At 65.5% G+C, this 16,462-nt stretch carries 12 protein-coding genes; 5 read left to right on the forward strand and 7 right to left on the reverse strand.

Annotation, left to right across the window (positions count from 1 at the left end; translation table 11 throughout):
- Nucleotides 1-3: 3 nt before the first annotated feature.
- The 5 genes from ACSYG9_RS10615 to ACSYG9_RS10635 all read right to left on the reverse strand — a co-directional run bounded on the left by ACSYG9_RS10615 (nt 4) and on the right by ACSYG9_RS10635 (nt 4,927).
- Nucleotides 4-294, reverse strand: a complete 291-nt coding sequence (locus tag ACSYG9_RS10615; RefSeq protein WP_440127127.1) for a YbaB/EbfC family nucleoid-associated protein — start codon at nt 292-294, stop codon at nt 4-6.
- A gap of 16 nt (nt 295-310) precedes the next feature.
- Nucleotides 311-1,075 (reverse strand): hypothetical protein, encoded by a 765-nt coding sequence (locus ACSYG9_RS10620; RefSeq protein ID WP_440127128.1) that lies wholly within the window; start codon nt 1,073-1,075, stop codon nt 311-313.
- Nucleotides 1,076-1,116: 41 nt separating this feature from the next.
- Nucleotides 1,117-3,483, reverse strand: a complete 2,367-nt coding sequence (locus ACSYG9_RS10625; protein ID WP_454842395.1) for a TPR repeat region-containing protein — start codon at nt 3,481-3,483, stop codon at nt 1,117-1,119.
- On the reverse strand, nt 3,484-3,819 hold the full coding sequence (locus ACSYG9_RS10630; protein WP_454842396.1) for a hypothetical protein: 336 nt from the start codon (nt 3,817-3,819) through the stop codon (nt 3,484-3,486).
- 76 nt (nt 3,820-3,895) lie between these two features.
- Nucleotides 3,896-4,927, reverse strand: a complete 1,032-nt coding sequence (locus ACSYG9_RS10635; protein WP_454842398.1) for an FAD-dependent monooxygenase — start codon at nt 4,925-4,927, stop codon at nt 3,896-3,898.
- Between the two features lie 67 nt (nt 4,928-4,994).
- Here ACSYG9_RS10635 and ACSYG9_RS10640 point away from each other — a divergent pair, with 67 nt between their 5' ends.
- The 5 genes from ACSYG9_RS10640 to ACSYG9_RS10660 all read left to right on the forward strand — a co-directional run bounded on the left by ACSYG9_RS10640 (nt 4,995) and on the right by ACSYG9_RS10660 (nt 13,802).
- Nucleotides 4,995-5,552, forward strand: coding sequence for a TetR/AcrR family transcriptional regulator (locus tag ACSYG9_RS10640; RefSeq protein ID WP_454842399.1), 558 nt, complete (start codon nt 4,995-4,997; stop codon nt 5,550-5,552).
- 320 nt (nt 5,553-5,872) lie between these two features.
- Nucleotides 5,873-10,468, forward strand: coding sequence for a glutamate synthase large subunit (gene gltB, locus ACSYG9_RS10645; RefSeq protein ID WP_454842401.1), 4,596 nt, complete (start codon nt 5,873-5,875; stop codon nt 10,466-10,468).
- Nucleotides 10,461-11,912: a glutamate synthase subunit beta gene (locus tag ACSYG9_RS10650; protein WP_454842402.1), complete on the forward strand. Its 1,452-nt coding sequence runs from the start codon at nt 10,461-10,463 to the stop codon at nt 11,910-11,912. Before gltB ends, ACSYG9_RS10650 begins: the two co-directional genes overlap by 8 nt.
- 90 nt (nt 11,913-12,002) lie before the next feature.
- Entirely contained in the window at nt 12,003-12,779 is a 777-nt protein-coding gene (locus tag ACSYG9_RS10655; RefSeq protein WP_454842403.1) for a YncE family protein, read from the forward strand.
- 114 nt (nt 12,780-12,893) lie between these two features.
- Nucleotides 12,894-13,802, forward strand: coding sequence for a cutinase family protein (locus ACSYG9_RS10660; protein WP_454842405.1), 909 nt, complete (start codon nt 12,894-12,896; stop codon nt 13,800-13,802).
- 17 nt (nt 13,803-13,819) lie between these two features.
- Here ACSYG9_RS10660 and ACSYG9_RS10665 read toward each other — a convergent pair whose 3' ends face one another.
- Both ACSYG9_RS10665 and ACSYG9_RS10670 read right to left on the reverse strand, forming a co-directional pair.
- On the reverse strand, nt 13,820-14,728 hold the full coding sequence (locus tag ACSYG9_RS10665; RefSeq protein ID WP_454842407.1) for an SDR family NAD(P)-dependent oxidoreductase: 909 nt from the start codon (nt 14,726-14,728) through the stop codon (nt 13,820-13,822).
- Nucleotides 14,729-14,788: 60 nt separating this feature from the next.
- Complete coding sequence (locus ACSYG9_RS10670; protein WP_454842409.1) at nt 14,789-16,384, reverse strand: molybdopterin-dependent oxidoreductase; 1,596 nt, start codon at nt 16,382-16,384, stop codon at nt 14,789-14,791.
- Nucleotides 16,385-16,462 lie beyond the last annotated feature (78 nt).

Genomic DNA, 16,462 nt, shown 5'->3' on the forward strand with positions numbered 1-16,462 from the left:
GCCTCAGGTCTCGGCGAGGATGCGCCGAACCCTCGGGTCCTCGGCGAGTTCCGCCCTGACGTTCCGTGCCCTCTCATTCGCGTCGGAATAGGCAAACGCGTGCGCCCTCGCGATGTGGTCGGAGAGAGCCCGAGGCGACAGGTCGTATGCGTGGGGAGGGATCTCCAGACCCAGAATCCGGCCCGTGGGGGACACGGTCATTTGTATCCCGTGCGAGGTTCCGTTGCCTCTGATCATGTCGATCTCGTTCTGGATCCTGCGGACCTTCGACGAGAACTCTTCGGTTCGGGTCACGGCGTTCTCCTTTGTGTCACCAGCCTGGGTAGGCGGGCAGGGTTCTGGGTGGGATGGGGGAGCGGATGGTTTCGGAACCTTCGGCCGGGACGTCGGGTTCGATGCTGCGTCCCCAGTCTTGACAGCGGTGCATGGTTTCGCCGAGGTCTGCGCCGAAGGTGATGGTGTAGCCGGTGTCGGTGAAGAGGTCTTCGGTGGGGGCGGACCATTGGTTTGCGGATACCGGCATATCCTGCAATGCAGGATATGGATCTGTTCGATCGATGGGGGGCCATCGTGGTTCGAGTTCGAGCTGTGGGTGCTCTGCACTGTCGACGATGCGAGTGAACTGAACGTAGCTCTCTCGGCCTGAGAGCGTGGTGATCCGATATTCACCGTCGTCCCAACGAATTCCGAGATGAGACGGTTGTGTGCACACTGTGGCGTCGAACCCGGTTTCGGTCTCGGTAACTTGGAGGATGTGGGCGCGTGCGGTACCAGCGAGAGCATGATAGGGACGTGCGTCGATGCGGCTCGCGTACTCATAGCTGAGAACGTCGGCAAAACCTGGGTAGGTGACATCGAGTCCGCCGTAGTGCGCGATGGTCTTCGCTTCTTCTGCTGCGCGGATGAGTCGGCCGCGCTCGTCGAACAGATCGATCTCAGGTTCTGCGGACCACACGTAGGTGGCGTTGAGAACTTGCGTGGGAGGCTGATACTCGCGAGGGATCGTCGGCTCGGGTTCGGTCGTCGGTTGCTCCTGTGTGTCCTGCGAGCAGGAGGAAAACACAAGAATGCTCACCGCAATCCAAGAAGCTCGAAGGATCGATCTGTAAGTGGATTTCACTGTGAGTAGTCCCAACGCTCGCCACCGGACGGGACTACGTCGCCCAGTAATACCTCGCGGAAGCCGGACGAACCATCTCTTCGATCTGCGTAGACGATGTCGAGGAGGTCTTGTTGGCCTGCTGCAGATACACCCAGGTAGTACGCCTGGACATCCTTTGGGACACCGGCGTTGGCCAGGAGGTCGGGTACTTGGTCGGTCAGCACATTTCCAGCAAAGGCATTTTGTTGTTTGAGGCCACCGCTGTCTATCCAATCTGCGGGCAGAGTGTTCCTGTCTACTGTTCCTGATTCAATGAGCGCGCTGAACATGTTGTAATTTGTGGTGCTTCGCGCGCTTGTCTCCGTCAGATACATCGAGGTATCCAGACCCTCTATTCCTGATGCGTGACCCACGTATCGTCCTTCAGCATTGATGATTTCGGAGTCCAGGAGGACCCCGGTCGAATAGGCCATCGGCCCGGCCACCACCCCACCCGGAAGCGCTGTCAGAGCACCGGTGACAAGAGTCTGTGCCACCGCATACGCGTCCGAACGGTACTGATTTCGGATGTCGATCGCAGCCTGCTCGATGGCCTTCTCGTTCTCGTACGCACTGCTCAATCCCACCTCGACGAGACTCTGCAACCGGCCCGAATACGTTCCGTAGCTGTACTTCCCCTCACCGCCCACCTGATCCAGCGCAAACCGCCGATCGAAGTCGGTGGCCTGCGCGAGTGCTGCGCCGTTGACGAGCGCACCGGCTGCGGGGTCGGTGTCGAGGAGAGTGAACACCCGGGTGGCGGGGACAGGGCCGAGGTCGCCGAAGCCGTGGGTGGGTGTGGCGTCCGCGTCAGCTCCGACCATGTCGGATGCATACGGCGCGAGTGCTTCCGAGAACGACTGTACTGCAGTAGGGTTGACACTTCCGATCGTGCGGTCGGAAGGGTGTCCGTCTGTCTCGGGCATGTGCAGGAAGCGGTCGAAGTTGTTGCTGCCGTCCCATCCCGATTTGGGCGACGACAGCGTCTCGGCCAGGCCGAAGGCCGCCTGCCCTGCCCGCTCGGCCCGGGCGACGTCGACGGGGTCGGTCGGGTCGGGCGGGATTGCGTCTGCGGCGATCCAGTCGGTGAGACCGGCGAGGGTGGACCCATCGTCCTCCCACTCGCGGGTGAACAGGGGCACAAGGACTTCGTCGCGGTCGAATTGTGCCGGGGAACCGTCGACACCGGTACCCGACAACAGGTGGTACGACGCATCGGGATTGCGTGTGCCGATGTCGAGGAACGTCCGCGCAGTCTTGTCGTAATAGGAAGGATCGGGCGTGGGAACCACGTGCGGGTCGGCATAGGTCGGCACACCCGCCATGTATCCCGCGACCCTGTTCAGCTCGACCCCCATCTGGGTACCGGGCCGATACTCGGGATTCGCTTCGCCGAGCATCGCCCCGAGTGCGTCGAGACGTTCCAACCGGATAGCGGAACCCGGTTCGCGTGGACCAGGCTCGTATCCGTAGTGGAGGGTGTCGCGGATGTCCTGTGGCACTCGGTCCCAACCGCCGCCGTAGTCGGGGTTCGACAACGTGAGGAGACCGTTGCCCACTGCGTCGGCCCACCCTGCCGCACTCGGATCGCCGTCGTCCTCCCATTCCTTGAAGGTCGCGAAGAGCTCTGTCAGCTCGTCCTGCCCGAGCCCGTTGTAGAAGGCATCGAGGTATTCGATGCTCACGCCACTGTCGGAGGACAAGGCCCGTCCGATACGTTCGAGGTCGGAGTCGCGGGCACGGCCGGACATGACGATATCGGCGTCTTCGTGGCCGTCCGGTCCCTCCAACGCCCAGAGTCCCTGGGTGCGGAAGTCTCCTCCGAACGTCGACAGCCGGATGGTGATCTGGTCGATCGTGTCGGCGGCGTCGCGGTCGAGTTGGTCGAAGGAGCTCAGTGCAGATTTCAATTGCACTTCGAACGTGAGGGCTTCGTCGTCGAGGCAGGCCTGCCCGACGACGTCGGCGCGGGCATCGCCCGTGTCGCACCGGGGTGGGACGACAGTGCCGTCGTCGTGGACGGTGAAGCCTGCAGCGGTTGCATTGTCTGCGGTGCGGACGACGGTGTCGCGCGCGGGAATCAGTGCCGCCGATGCGACACGAAGGGCGTCGACGTGCTCTGTCACCGCGTTGGCAATGCCACGGCCGACGACGCGATCGCTCCACGCCCGTGCGGTGGCGGCTACGGCAGCGTCGCCGTGCCACGTGCTGAATGCGTGGTCGACGTGCCGATCGACCTGATCGGTTGCTTTGCCGAATGCGATGTTCGCAGCCTCGGCGCCGTCGGCTGCAGTTGTGAGCGCAGCGGGGTCGAGTGCTCGGATCTGCGAGAGTGTCGACATCTACGACACGGTGCTTTCGAAGGGCGCGGTGCTTTCGAAGCTACTTCCTACCGCCTCGACCTGCCGTCTGAATTCGTCCTCGGCGGTCTCGTAGTTCCTCGCGCCGACGGATGTTGCTTCGGCCATGCGGTGCAGGCAGGCGGACATGGCGTGGTACGCGGTGCGCAGTGGAGCTTCGGCGCGCGTGAGTGCGCTACCGACCGCTGAGGACGTCATCGCGCCGGCCGCCCCAGCGAGCGGGGCTTCCGGCTTCAGCTCGCCGATCGTGTCGGCCTCCGTCGTCAAGGCTGCCGCCAAGGCTTTCAAGGCATCGATGTCGACTTGCAGCGATGTCATCCGCAACCAACTCCTGATCTCGAGACCGTCCCACCAGGGTTGGACGCAGCAGCCGACCGATCGGTTCCACCGAATTTCAGGCGAAGCGGATGACCGTCCCCACCACGGTGTTGCGCACGCCGGTGAGCCGGGTCGCCGTTGCTACGCGGGCGACCATCCGGGACGCACGTACCAGCAGTTGGGTGCGGCGGCGTCGTGCCCGGTCGTAGAGACCGAGGGCGTCGTTGACCGGATGTTCGGTCAACAAGGACGCGAGTGTCGCACCATCGACCATTGCTTCGCATGCGCCTCGGCCGAGATTGGGGGTCATCGCGTGTGCGGCGTCGCCGATCAGTGCGACGTTTCCCCGAACGTACGACGGCAACCGCGGCGACTCGTATAGATCGTGGTGCAGGACTTCAGCGGGATCGAGGCGGTTCAGGACGTCGCGCACGGCAGGGTGCCAGTCGCCGAAGCGTGTGCGGAGTTCGTCGACCGTACCCGCTCCACCCGCAGGTGCGCGCACGGCCGCGAACCAGTTGGTGAGGTCGCCGTCGCGCGGGGTGATCCCGAAGAGTGCGCCGGGGCCCCAGGTCTCACTCATTGCGGTGGTGGCTCCGGGCACCCAGCCGCGCCACGCCGCGTAGCCGGAGTGGGCAGGACGATACGACGGCCCGAAGAGTTGTTCACGTACTGCACTGCCGAGGCCGTCGGCGCCCACCACCACGTCGTATCCCGTGAGGTCGGCGAGTGGAGGGGCGGTGGAACCGAACCTGACGGTGCCGGTGGGGAGGGCCCCGAGGAGGAGGCCGAGCAGGGCGGGACGAGACAGCAGGATCGCCGGCGTACGGATGTCGCTGAAGCGTCCGAGGACCTTTCCGTCCCATCTCATGAGCGCGCCGGATTCTTGCAGCACGCCGAGGCGCTGTGCCTGCCCGCCCACGCCTGCGAGTTCGAGTGCCCGGGCGGCTGCGGGCCACAGTCCAAGTGCGGTTCCGGTGCCGGGTGGTGATGCTGCGCGTTCGAAGACGTCCACGTGCCAGCCGCGGGCGATGAGGGCGTTCGCAGCGGTGAGTCCGCCGATGCCTCCACCGAGTACGGCGGCCTTTCCTGCGAATGTCGTGGTCATGCACGCAACGTACTACGCCTGTAGTGAATTGTCACTACGGGCGTAGTGCTCGTCGTAGGATCGGGATGTGACCGACAAACGCACCGTCGCGCTCGACGCCGCGATCGAACTGCTCGGATCCGAAGGTCTGCGGGCACTCACACATCGGCGCGTCGACTCGATCGCCGACTTGCCTGCGGGGTCGACCAGCAACTACTTCCGCACCAGGCAGACCCTCGTCGAGGGAGTCCTCGACCGCCTGCTCGAGCGCGACCGGCTCGATGTGGCCGCACTCGCCGGCGTCGCAGCGCCGCGTGACGCACAAGCACTCGAAGATCTGCTGTGTGGATACGTCCTGGTTGCGACCGAGAGCGACGTCGTGCGGACCCGGGCGCGCTTCGCGATGTTCGTCGAGGCCATGGCTGCCCCGGACCTCCGCGGCGCGGTGGAGATCAGACGCGGCGAGCTGAGGGCGTGGGGAGCGGAGATGCTGACGGGACTCGGAGTAGAAGGTCCAGGTGAATCCGACGCGGGTGCGCGGCTTCTCGTCGACTACCTCGACGGCGTGATCCTGCATCGACTCACGTCCGGCTCCCATCCGGACCCGCGCCCGGGAATCCGCCGCATCCTCGGAGCGATCTTGTAAGCGCGGTAGTCACGATGAAGCCCCCGCTACGGGCCGGTTACCGGCATATTTCCGCTGCTCACGTGCAAAGTAGGGCAGCCTTGCTTGCGTAACCCCCCGTGGCCTGGCATATCGTTTGCTGCGAGGCGGTGGGCCCACGACGTCCCACCGATCGTCAGGTTCGATCCCGCGCTGCCGAAAAAGGCACCCGCACCGTCGCGGATGGGCGGATACTGACGAGGACAAGGTATCGGCACACCCGGGTCGATACCCATCTACAGCAGTAGATGGCCATCAGTGTTGCTGGTCGTCAGTTGCCATCACCGCAACGAAGGCTAGGTATGACTCATCTTCCCGGGCCTCGAGGGCTCTACCACCCGGCAAACGAGCACGATTCCTGTGGCGTCGCGTTTGTCGTGGACATGCATGGTCGACGCAGCCGCGACATCGTCGAGAAGGCGATCACCGCGCTGGTCAACCTCGAACACCGCGGTGCCGCGGGCGCAGAACAGAACACCGGCGACGGTGCAGGCATTCTGATCCAGGTGCCCGACGCGTACTTCCGCGCCGTCGTGGACTTCGATCTGCCCCCCGCCGGCGCCTACGCCACCGGCATGGCATTCCTGCCCAAGGGCGCCGATGCCGCGGGTCAGGCGCAGGAAGCGGTGGATCGGATCGTCGAGGAAGAGGGCCTCGAGGTCCTCGGCTGGCGCGAGGTGCCGATCGACACCTCCGACCTCGGCTCCATGGCCAAGGACGCCATGCCGACGTTCCGGCAGATCTTCATCGCCTCGGGCGCACGAGCCCTCACGGGCCTCGACCTCGAGCGACGTGCGTACGTGGTGCGCAAGCGCACCGAACACGAACTCGGCCACAGCGGCCCGGGCCAGGACGGCCCCGGCAGCGAGACCGTGTACTTCCCGAGCCTGTCGTCGTCGACGTTCGTCTACAAGGGCATGCTCACGACGCCGCAGCTCAAGGGCTTCTTCCTCGACCTGCAGGACGACCGTGTCGAGTCGGCGCTCGGCCTCGTGCACTCGCGCTTCTCCACCAACACGTTCCCGTCGTGGCCGCTCGCGCACCCGTTCCGCCGCGTCGCGCACAACGGCGAGATCAACACGGTCATCGGTAACTCGAACTGGATGCGTGCCCGCGAGGCACTCATCGACACCGACGTCTTCGGCGGGCGCGGCAAGCTCGACAAGATCTTCCCCGTCGTCACCCCGGATGCATCCGATACCGCACGTTTCGACGAGGTGCTCGAGCTGCTGCACCTCGGTGGCCGCAGCCTTCCGCACGCCGTGCTCATGATGATCCCCGAGGCGTGGGAGCGGAACGAGGCGATGGATCCTTCCCGCCGCGCGTTCTACGAGTACCACTCGGCGCTCATGGAACCGTGGGACGGGCCTGCATCGGTGTGTTTCACCGACGGCACGGTCATCGGTGCGGTCCTCGACCGCAACGGCCTGCGTCCGTCGCGCGCATGGGTCACCGACGACGGCCTGGTCGTCATGGCCTCCGAGGTCGGTGTGCTCGACATCCCTGCCGAGAAGATCATCAGCAAGCGACGGCTCCAGCCGGGGCGCATGTTCCTCGTCGACACCGCAAAGGGGCGGATCGTCGAAGACGAGGAGATCAAGTCGGAGCTCGCCGCTGAGCACCCGTACGAGGAGTGGATCTCCAAGGGCGTTTCACGCCTCGAAGACCTGCCGCCGTCCCGATACACCTACATGTCGCACGAGCGGGTGGTGCTGCGCCAGCAGGTGTTCGGATACACCCGCGAAGAAGTGGACCTGCTGATCAAGCCGATGGCAGCGACCGGCGGTGAGGCACTCGGCTCGATGGGTACCGACACCCCCATCGCGGTGCTCTCGTCGCGTCCGCGGACGCTGTTCGATTTCTTCTCGCAGCTCTTCGCCCAGGTCACCAATCCGCCGCTCGACGCCATCCGCGAGGAGATCGTCACGAGCCTCGGTGGCATGCTCGGCCCCGAGGGCGACGTGCTGCGGCCCACCGCGGAGTCGTGCAGGCAGATCCTGTTGTCGGCGCCGGTCATCGACAACGACGACCTGCAGAAGCTCATCCACGTCAACGACAAGAAGCAGTACCCCGGATTCAACAGCGTCATCGTGCGCGGCCTCTACCCGGTCGCGGAGGGTGCGCGCGGTCTCCACACCGCGCTGGAGAGCATCCGCGAGCAGGTCTCGCAGGCGATCGACAAGGGTGCTCGCCTGATCGTTTTGTCCGACCGCGAGTCCGACGAGAAGCTCGCGCCGATCCCGTCGCTGCTGCTCACCTCCGCGGTGCACCACCACCTCGTGCGCGAGAAGACCCGCACCAAGGTCGGGCTGCTCGTCGAGGCCGGCGACGCCCGCGAGGTGCACCACATCGCCGCTCTGTGTGGTTTCGGTGCGGCCGTGGTCAATCCGTACATGGCGTTCGAGAGCATCGACGAACTGCTCCAGAACGGTGACCTGCCCGAAGGCATGACCCTCGACAAGGCGATCGCCAACTACATCAAGGCGGCGTCGAAGGGCGTGCTCAAGGTGATGTCCAAGATGGGCATCTCCACGCTCGCGTCCTACACCGGCGCGCAGCTGTTCCAAGTCATCGGCCTGTCGCAGGAGCTCGTCGACGAGTACTTCACCGGATTGCAGAGCCAGCTCGGCGGCATCGGCCTCGAGGAGATCGCGGCGGATGTCGCTGCGCGGCACCGGATGGCGTTCCTCGATCGCCCGTCCGAGCATGCGCACCGCGAGCTCGAGGTGGGCGGCGAGTACCAGTGGCGTCGCGAGGGCGAATACCACCTGTTCAATCCGGACACGGTGTTCAAGCTCCAGCACGCCACTCGCACCGGCCAGTACAAGATCTTCAAGGAGTACACGAAGCTGGTCGACGACCAGTCGGAGCGGCTCGCGTCACTGCGTGGACTCTTCGAGTTCAAGACGGGCCTGCGCCGGTCGGTTCCGATCGAGGAGGTCGAGCCGGCCAGCGAGATCGTCAAGCGGTTCTCCACCGGTGCGATGAGCTACGGCTCGATCTCGGCGGAGGCCCACGAGACCCTCGCGATCGCCATGAACCGCCTCGGCGGCCGCTCCAATTCCGGTGAGGGCGGCGAGCACCCGTCGCGTTTCACCCCCGACGCGAACGGTGACTTCCGCCGCTCGGCGATCAAGCAGGTGGCGTCCGGCCGCTTCGGTGTGTCGTCGCACTACCTGTCGAACTGCACCGACATCCAGATCAAGATGGCGCAGGGTGCCAAGCCCGGTGAGGGCGGCCAGCTGCCGCCGCACAAGGTGTACCCGTGGGTCGCGGAGGTGCGTGGTTCGACGCCGGGCGTCGGCCTCATCTCGCCGCCGCCGCACCACGACATCTACTCGATCGAGGATCTCGCGCAGTTGATCCACGATCTGAAGAATGCGAATCCGCAGGCTCGCATCCACGTCAAGCTCGTCTCCGAGCTCGGTGTGGGCACGGTCGCGGCGGGCGTGTCGAAGGCGCACGCCGACGTCGTGCTCATCTCGGGCCACGACGGTGGCACGGGTGCGTCGCCGCTGACGTCGCTCAAGCACGCGGGTGCTCCGTGGGAGATCGGTCTCGCCGAGACTCAGCAGACCCTGATGCTCAACGGTCTGCGCGACCGCATCGTCGTGCAGGTCGACGGTCAGATGAAGACCGGTCGTGACGTCATGGTCGCGGCGCTGCTCGGTGGCGAGGAGTTCGGCTTCGCGACCGCACCGCTCGTCGTGTCGGGCTGCATCATGATGCGCGTGTGCCATCTCGACACGTGCCCGGTGGGTGTTGCGACCCAGAACCCGGTGCTGCGCAAGCGGTTCACGGGCAAGCCGGAGTTCGTCGAGAACTTCATGCTGTACATCGCCGAGGAGGTGCGCGAGTACCTTGCCGAGCTCGGATTCCGCAGCCTCGACGAAGCGATCGGTCAGGTCGACTGCCTCGACACCGTCAAAGCCGTCGAGCACTATCGAGCATCGAAGCTCGATCTGTCGCCGCTGCTCGAGAAGGTGACGTCGCCGATCTTCACCGATCAGGACATGTACTGCACCAAGGAGCAGTACCACGCTCTCGACAAGGCGCTCGACAACGAACTGATCGTCAAGGCGCAGGCCGCTCTGGAGTCGGGCACCCCGGTGTCGATCGACACCACCGTCACCAACGTCAACCGCACGGTGGGCACGATGCTCGGTCACGAGCTCACGAAGCGCTACGGTGCGGAGGGACTGCCGGACAACACGATCGACATCACCTTGACCGGTTCGGCGGGTAACAGCTTCGGCGCGTACGTCCCCAAGGGCATCACGTTGAAGCTTCTCGGCGACGCCAACGACTTCGTCGGCAAGGGCCTGTCGGGTGGTCGCATCGTGGTGCGTCCGCCGGAGGACGTGGCGCCCGGATTCGTCGCCGAGGACAACATCGTCGCAGGCAACGTGATCTTGTTCGGCGCCACCGGCGGTGAAGCACTCATCCGCGGTATCGCCGGTGAGCGCTTCGCGGTGCGTAACTCGGGCGCCACGGCTGTCGTCGAGGGCGTCGGCGACCACGGTTGCGAGTACATGACGGGCGGCAAGGTCGTCATCCTCGGCAGGACAGGACGCAACTTCGGCGCAGGTATGTCGGGTGGTGTCGCGTTCGTGTACAACCCGGACAAGGAATTCGAAGACAACCTGAACACCGAGCTGGTCGATCTCGAAGACCTCGAAGGCGAGGACTTCGTCTGGCTCAAGGGTGCCGTCGAGCGACATCGTGACGAGACGGGCTCCGAGGTTGCAGCCCGTATTCTGGCCGACTGGTCACAGCAGGTCGGCCACTTCGCGAAGGTGATGCCTCGCGATTACAAGAAGGTTCTCATGGCTATCAAGGACGCCACCATTCGTGGTGCGAACGTTGACGAAGCGATCATGGAGGCGGCTCGTGGCTGATCCGAACGGCTTCCTGAAGCACGGTTCTCGCGAAACACCGGTCCGTCGTCCGGTTCCCCTTCGGCTGCTCGACTGGAAGGAGGTCTACGAGCCGTTCCCGCTCGAGTCCCTCCAGATCCAGGCTAGCCGCTGCATGGACTGTGGAATCCCTTTCTGCCACAACGGTTGTCCCCTCGGAAATCTGATCCCCGAGTGGAACGACCTTGCCTACAAGGGCAAGTGGGACGACGGCATCGAGCGACTCCACGCCACGAACAACTTCCCGGAGTTCACGGGCAGGCTGTGCCCCGCCCCGTGCGAGGCATCGTGCGTGCTGGGCATCAACCAGGACCCGGTCACCATCAAACAGGTCGAGGTGGAACTCGTCGAGAAGGCATTCGACGAAGGCAAGGTCACCCCGATCCCGCCGTCGAAGCTCACCGGACGAAAGGTCGCGGTCGTGGGGTCGGGTCCGGCCGGGCTTGCTGCAGCGCAGCAGCTCACCCGCGCCGGCCACAGCGTCACGGTGTTCGAGCGTGCTGACCGCATCGGTGGTCTGCTCCGCTACGGCATTCCCGAGTTCAAGATGGAGAAGCGGTTCATCGACCGTCGTCTCGCGCAGATGGAGGCCGAGGGCACCGTCTTCCGCACCGGCGTGAACGTGGGCGTGGACATCACCGCTGAGCAGCTGCGTGAGCAGTTCGACGCGGTCGTCCTCGCAGGCGGCGCCACGGTCGCACGCGACCTGCCGATCCCGGGGCGGGAACTCCACGGCATCCACCAGGCGATGGAGTTCCTGCCGATCGCGAACCGGGTCCAGCTCGGCGATCTGCCCGCACCCACGATCACGGCCGCGGGCAAGAAGGTCGTCATCATCGGTGGCGGTGACACCGGGGCGGACTGCCTGGGCACCTCGCACCGGCAGGGCGCCGAGAGCGTTCACCAGTTCGAGATCATGCCGCGTCCGCCGGAGGCGCGTGCCGACTCGACTCCGTGGCCGACCTACCCCCTCATGTACCGGGTCTCGTCTGCGCATGAGGAAGGCGGCGAGCGGGTTTTCTCGGTCAACACCGAGGAGTTCGTCGGCAAGGACGGCAAGGTCACCGCACTGAAGGCACACGAAGTGCAGATGGTGGACGGCAAGTTCGAGAAGGTCGCGGGCAGCGACTTCGAGCTCGAGGCAGACCTCGTGCTGCTCGCGATGGGCTTCACCGGTGCGGAGAAGCCCGGGCTGCTCACCGATCTGGGTGTGGACTTCGATCAGCGCGGCAACGTCGCCCGCTCGTCGGAGTGGAACACCAACGTCGACGGGGTGTTCGTCGCAGGCGACATGGGCCGCGGTCAGTCGCTGATCGTGTGGGCCATCGCAGAAGGCCGCTCGTGCGCGGCCGCGGTCGATCAGTACCTCGAGGGAGCAACGGCACTGCCCGTCCCGATCACCACGCGGACAGTGCCGCAGCGCTGACCCACTCACACAGGGCCGCTCACCGGACTCCGGTGGGCGGCCCGGTGTGTTCCGCTGCCGCGCGGTGCCGGAGCGGTTATCGTTCTGCGCATGACTGCATCCGGGAGTGTCACGAGGCGGGTGCTGACGGCGGCCGCGGTCGGCGCGGGCGCTACCGCGATAGCCGTATCGGCAGCGCACACGGCGGCGGCCGATCCGTTGAGCGACTGCGTTCGCAACGCCGGGGGCATCGTCACCGTCGACGGGGCCTCGCCGGTAGCACCGGTTTTCGGGTTCGACGGCCTCATGCTGCTGGGCGTCGATGGTGGTACCGGTAATTCCTGCATCACCAACGTCGGACCGGGCACGGTGAATGTGACACATCCGGAAGGACGCGAACCGGGACGCACCCATGTGACCGACGCCCCGCTCGAGATGCGCGTCGACGGGGGTATCGGCAACGTCGCGGTCACGAATCTCGGCACCGGTGGCGTGACCGTCGACCGCCACGCGGTCGCGCCGAGGCCGCAGCCGGCAGCGAGCGAGCCCGAGCTGTTGCCGCAGATGGAACTCGATGCGGGCAGCGACGGCGTGTTCGTCACCAACATCGGGACGGGTTCGGTCGAGGTGATCGATTGGGACCACGCGAGGGGTCCTCTGCCCGCGGAGATTCCGGCCCCGCCGGGCATGGTGGTGACCGACCCGATCACCGGCAACGTCTACGTCACCAACTTCTTCGGACCCGCGGTGACCGTGGTCGATCGTGCCGGAGGATCGGTCTCGAGGGTTGTCGAGAAGCCCGATCCGGTTACTGCTCTCGACCACGGCACCAGCAACGTATTCGTCACCAACATCGGGGGCGGCGCCGTCACCGTCGTGCGCGGATAGGTTCCGTTCCGCCGAAAATACCGACTCGAATCACGCCGAGTTCACCGATGTGTCATATTCGTGATGGAAACTTGGGCGCGGCGTGATGTGACGAAACGGGGCGGGGGATCTTCCATGGGGTTCGGTAGGGCATCGGCAATGTTGGCGGCAGTAGCCGCAGTCGCAGGTGCGATGGTGGCAGCGCCTGCAGCGCAAGCTGTTCCGGGTGGCTGTCCGACGTTGAACGTGATCGCTGTCCCCGGGACGTGGGAGACGTCGAGCACCCCCGACCCCGAACGTGGTAACGGCATGCTGGCCCAGGTCACGGCCGGGCTTCCCGCCGGAGCCCGGGTCGATTATGTGCAGTACCCGGCCACTGCCTTCCCGTGGGAGGGCGACATGTACGGCATCTCCCGCAACCGGGCGGTCGACAACGCCAGGGATCTGATCGCCGGTACCGCGGCGCACTGCCCCGGCACCGATTTCGCGCTCGTCGGGTACAGCCAGGGCGCCGACGCCGCGGGCGATCTCGCCGCCGAGATCGGCACCGGACTCGGTGTGGTCCCGCCACACCGGCTCACCGCGGTCGGCCTGATTTCCGATCCGCGTCGCTCCGAAACCGATTCGCTTGTCGGACCTCCCGTGCCCGGCAACGGCGCAGGTGGGTCCCGCGTCGGTGGGTTCGGATTGGTGAGCCCCAACGTCCGCACTATCTGCGCCGTCGGAGATTTGTACTGCTCGACCTCCCGCGAGGACTACGTGACGCGCCTCGCCGGGTTCATGGCGATCACGGCGGGAACCGGCCCCGATCAATTCGAGCACTATCGCGACGAGGCCACCATTCTCTACAACGACATCATGGCCGCGGGCGGGGTACCGATGTTGCAACTGCAGATCAGCCCCGAGGCGAACTTCGAACGGGAGACACAGATCCGCGAGTTCTACGGCTCCCAGGTCCACCAGGACTACTCGAACTATGCGGTCGACGACCGCGGTACGACGGCAACGATCTGGCTCAACGACTGGCTCGCGTCGAAGGTATGAGGCCGCGGGGCGCGCGATCAATCGAGATCGAAACGCGAGCCCACCCTCACTACCCGTGGAGCCAAGCGGCTCAGCCACTTCCTGGCCTTCGCACCCGGAGCGACGGTGACGATGGGCCGGTTGTGGCGCACCGCGGAGACGATCGCATCGGCGACGCGCTCGGGTTCGACATGCAATCTGCGGTGGAGCGACAGCGCGTGCTCGCGGCGAGCGGCGCGCTTCTCCCGGCTCGGAGCGACGTATTCGGAGTTCCGGGTCAGATTCGTGTTCACCAGATCCGGGCACACCACGGTCACACCGATACCGTGTTCGATCAGCTCGGCGCGTAGGCATTCCGAAAGCATGAAAACTGCGGCTTTGCTCGTCGAGTAGGCCGTCAGGTTCCGCTGCGTCATGAATGCTGCTGCCGACGACACATTCACGATGTGTCCCCCGGTACCGCGTTCGATCATCTGCGTGGTGAACGAGCGGCACCCGTACACCGCACCCCAGAAGTTGGTGTTCATGACATCTTCGAAGACCGACTGCGGTGTGTCGACGAATGCGCCGATGACTCCGAACCCGGCGTTGTTGACGAGCACGTCGGGAATTCCGTGCCGTGACCGGACAGTCTTCGCGAACTCACGGACCTGCGCCTCGTCTGCGACATCGAGCTCGTAGGCATGTGCGCCGCCACCGAAGACGGCGGTCGAACCGCCTGCAGATCCGAGATTGTCGATCAGGTGCACTGTTTCGAGCGCACCATCGAGATCTTTGTCCGCCACCACAACGATCGCGCCCGCGGCCGAGAAGGCGCGAGCGGCGGCGCGACCGATTCCGCTTGCGCCGCCGGTGACCACGACCAGCGTGCCGGTCAGGTCGTGGAGGCGGGCGCGGATAGAGGTTCCGGCTCGCCATCGTCGGATCTGCGCGTACCGAGTGGGCATGCTTCCATCCAACACGACGAAACCGCATGTGTCCGGCTCACAGTGCTCACACGACGGTGCTCACACGACGGTGATCGAGCGGGTGTGCCATCCGCTGGCGCCGTCGGGGATCGGCTCGACGCGCAGTTCGGTCTGGACGTCGCCGGCCTGATCGGTTGCCCGTACCTGAAGGGTGTGCGTGCCGGGAACGGCCTGCCACTTCCAATGCCATTGACGCCAGGTGTCGATGGAGTATTCCTCGGCTAGGGTCGCGTCGTCCCACGGGCCTCCGTCCACCCGCACTTCGACCCGGGCGATACCGCGGTGCTGGGCCCATGCCGTACCCGCGACCAGGACCTCGCCTCCGGTGACACGTGCGAACGGCGCCGGAACATCGATCCGGGACGCTGTCTTGATCGGTGCCTGCTCGGCCCAACCGCGACGCGTCCAATACGCCTGTGCCCGGTCGAACCGTGTCACCTCCCAGTCCACGACCCACTTTGTGGCCGAGACGAATCCGTACAGGCCGGGGATCACCTGCCGGACCGGATAGCCGTGCTCGAAAGGCAGCGGCTCACCGTTCATCGTCACCGCGAGCAGCGCGTCGCGGCCGTCACGCACGAGTGCTGTCGGCGTGCCGACGGTGAATCCGTCGACACTGGTCGACAACAGCATGTCGGCGTCGGGCGAGATGCCTACCTCGTCGAGTAGGTCTTTGATCGGGTAGCCGATCCAGGTGGCGGTGCCTGCGAGAGATCCGCCGACCTCGTTGGACACGCAGGTCAGAGTGATGGTGCGTTCGACCGGTGTGCGAGCCGTGAGATCGTCCCAGTTCAACGTGATCTCCCGATCGACCATGCCATGTATCCGCAGTGCCCAGTCGTCGGTGGTGAGCATCGGCACCTGCAAAGCGGTGTCGATGCGGTAGAAGCTGTTGTTACCGGTGATGAACGGTGTCGCTCCGGGGACTGTGATCTCGGAGCCGGGTGCGACCGCCGGCGCACGATCGCCCGTCTTCACGAGTGGTGCAACGAAGGCCATGCGGTTGCGGACGGCACCGGCGATCGAGCCTGCGAGGTGACGGCCTGCCATACCGGCGGACACTGCGACGGCAGCAGCGGCGCCTGCCAGTACGAGAAATCGTCGGCGGGGAAACCCTGAGCCTGCGTGTGCTGCCTTGTCGATCCCGAGCGCGCACCGGGTGAGAGTCGTCAAGGTTGCGACCCCTGCGGCGACACCCACGATTGTCGGAACGGCAGCGACGGCGGTCGCATCGGGCCGGGTCGTGGCTGCATATACCCCGACGAGGCCGAGGCCAACGAGAACGAGACTGCCGTAGGGGCGCCCGGGCCGCTCGACGATCCCGGCGAGCGCGGCGAACACCGCGATCAGGATGCTCATCCCGATGAACAGCGCTGTCTTGTCATTGGTGCCGAAGGTGGTGATCGCGATTTCACGCGCCCACGAAGGACTTCGGTCAACGGTCGTGGATCCGACTGCGAAGAGCGGGGACGCGGACGATCCGAACGGCACCGCTACGAGTTCGCCCACTCCCAGGGTGACCGCAGCGGCCAGTATGCCGGCGAGCGCCCGCGCCGCGAGCAAGGGCCGCGCATGCGGTCTACGATTCTCCGTTTCCGGGTTGCCCTCGTGCGTGCTCTCCTCGTTCGTCGTCATGCACCTGATCCTTCCGTCATGTCGGGGAGGACTTCGGCACCGAACATGAAGCGGATGGGTGAGCCGGTGCGGCAGTGG

This window comes from Rhodococcus sp. SJ-2 (genome assembly GCF_053750035.1).

Excerpts from the sequence above, each read along its gene's own strand:
- ACSYG9_RS10625 (WP_454842395.1), bottom strand. The coding sequence starts at position 3,483 with ATGTCGACACTCTCGCAGATCCGAGCACTCGACCCCGCTGCGCTCACA.
- ACSYG9_RS10630 (WP_454842396.1), bottom strand. The coding sequence starts at position 3,819 with ATGACATCGCTGCAAGTCGACATCGATGCCTTGAAAGCCTTGGCGGCA.
- ACSYG9_RS10635 (WP_454842398.1), bottom strand. The coding sequence starts at position 4,927 with ATGACCACGACATTCGCAGGAAAGGCCGCCGTACTCGGTGGAGGCATC.
- gltB (WP_454842401.1), top strand. The coding sequence starts at position 5,873 with ATGACTCATCTTCCCGGGCCTCGAGGGCTCTACCACCCGGCAAACGAG.
- ACSYG9_RS10655 (WP_454842403.1), top strand. The coding sequence starts at position 12,003 with ATGACTGCATCCGGGAGTGTCACGAGGCGGGTGCTGACGGCGGCCGCG.
- ACSYG9_RS10660 (WP_454842405.1), top strand. The coding sequence starts at position 12,894 with ATGGGGTTCGGTAGGGCATCGGCAATGTTGGCGGCAGTAGCCGCAGTC.
- ACSYG9_RS10665 (WP_454842407.1), bottom strand. The coding sequence starts at position 14,728 with ATGCCCACTCGGTACGCGCAGATCCGACGATGGCGAGCCGGAACCTCT.
- ACSYG9_RS10670 (WP_454842409.1), bottom strand. The coding sequence starts at position 16,384 with ATGACGACGAACGAGGAGAGCACGCACGAGGGCAACCCGGAAACGGAG.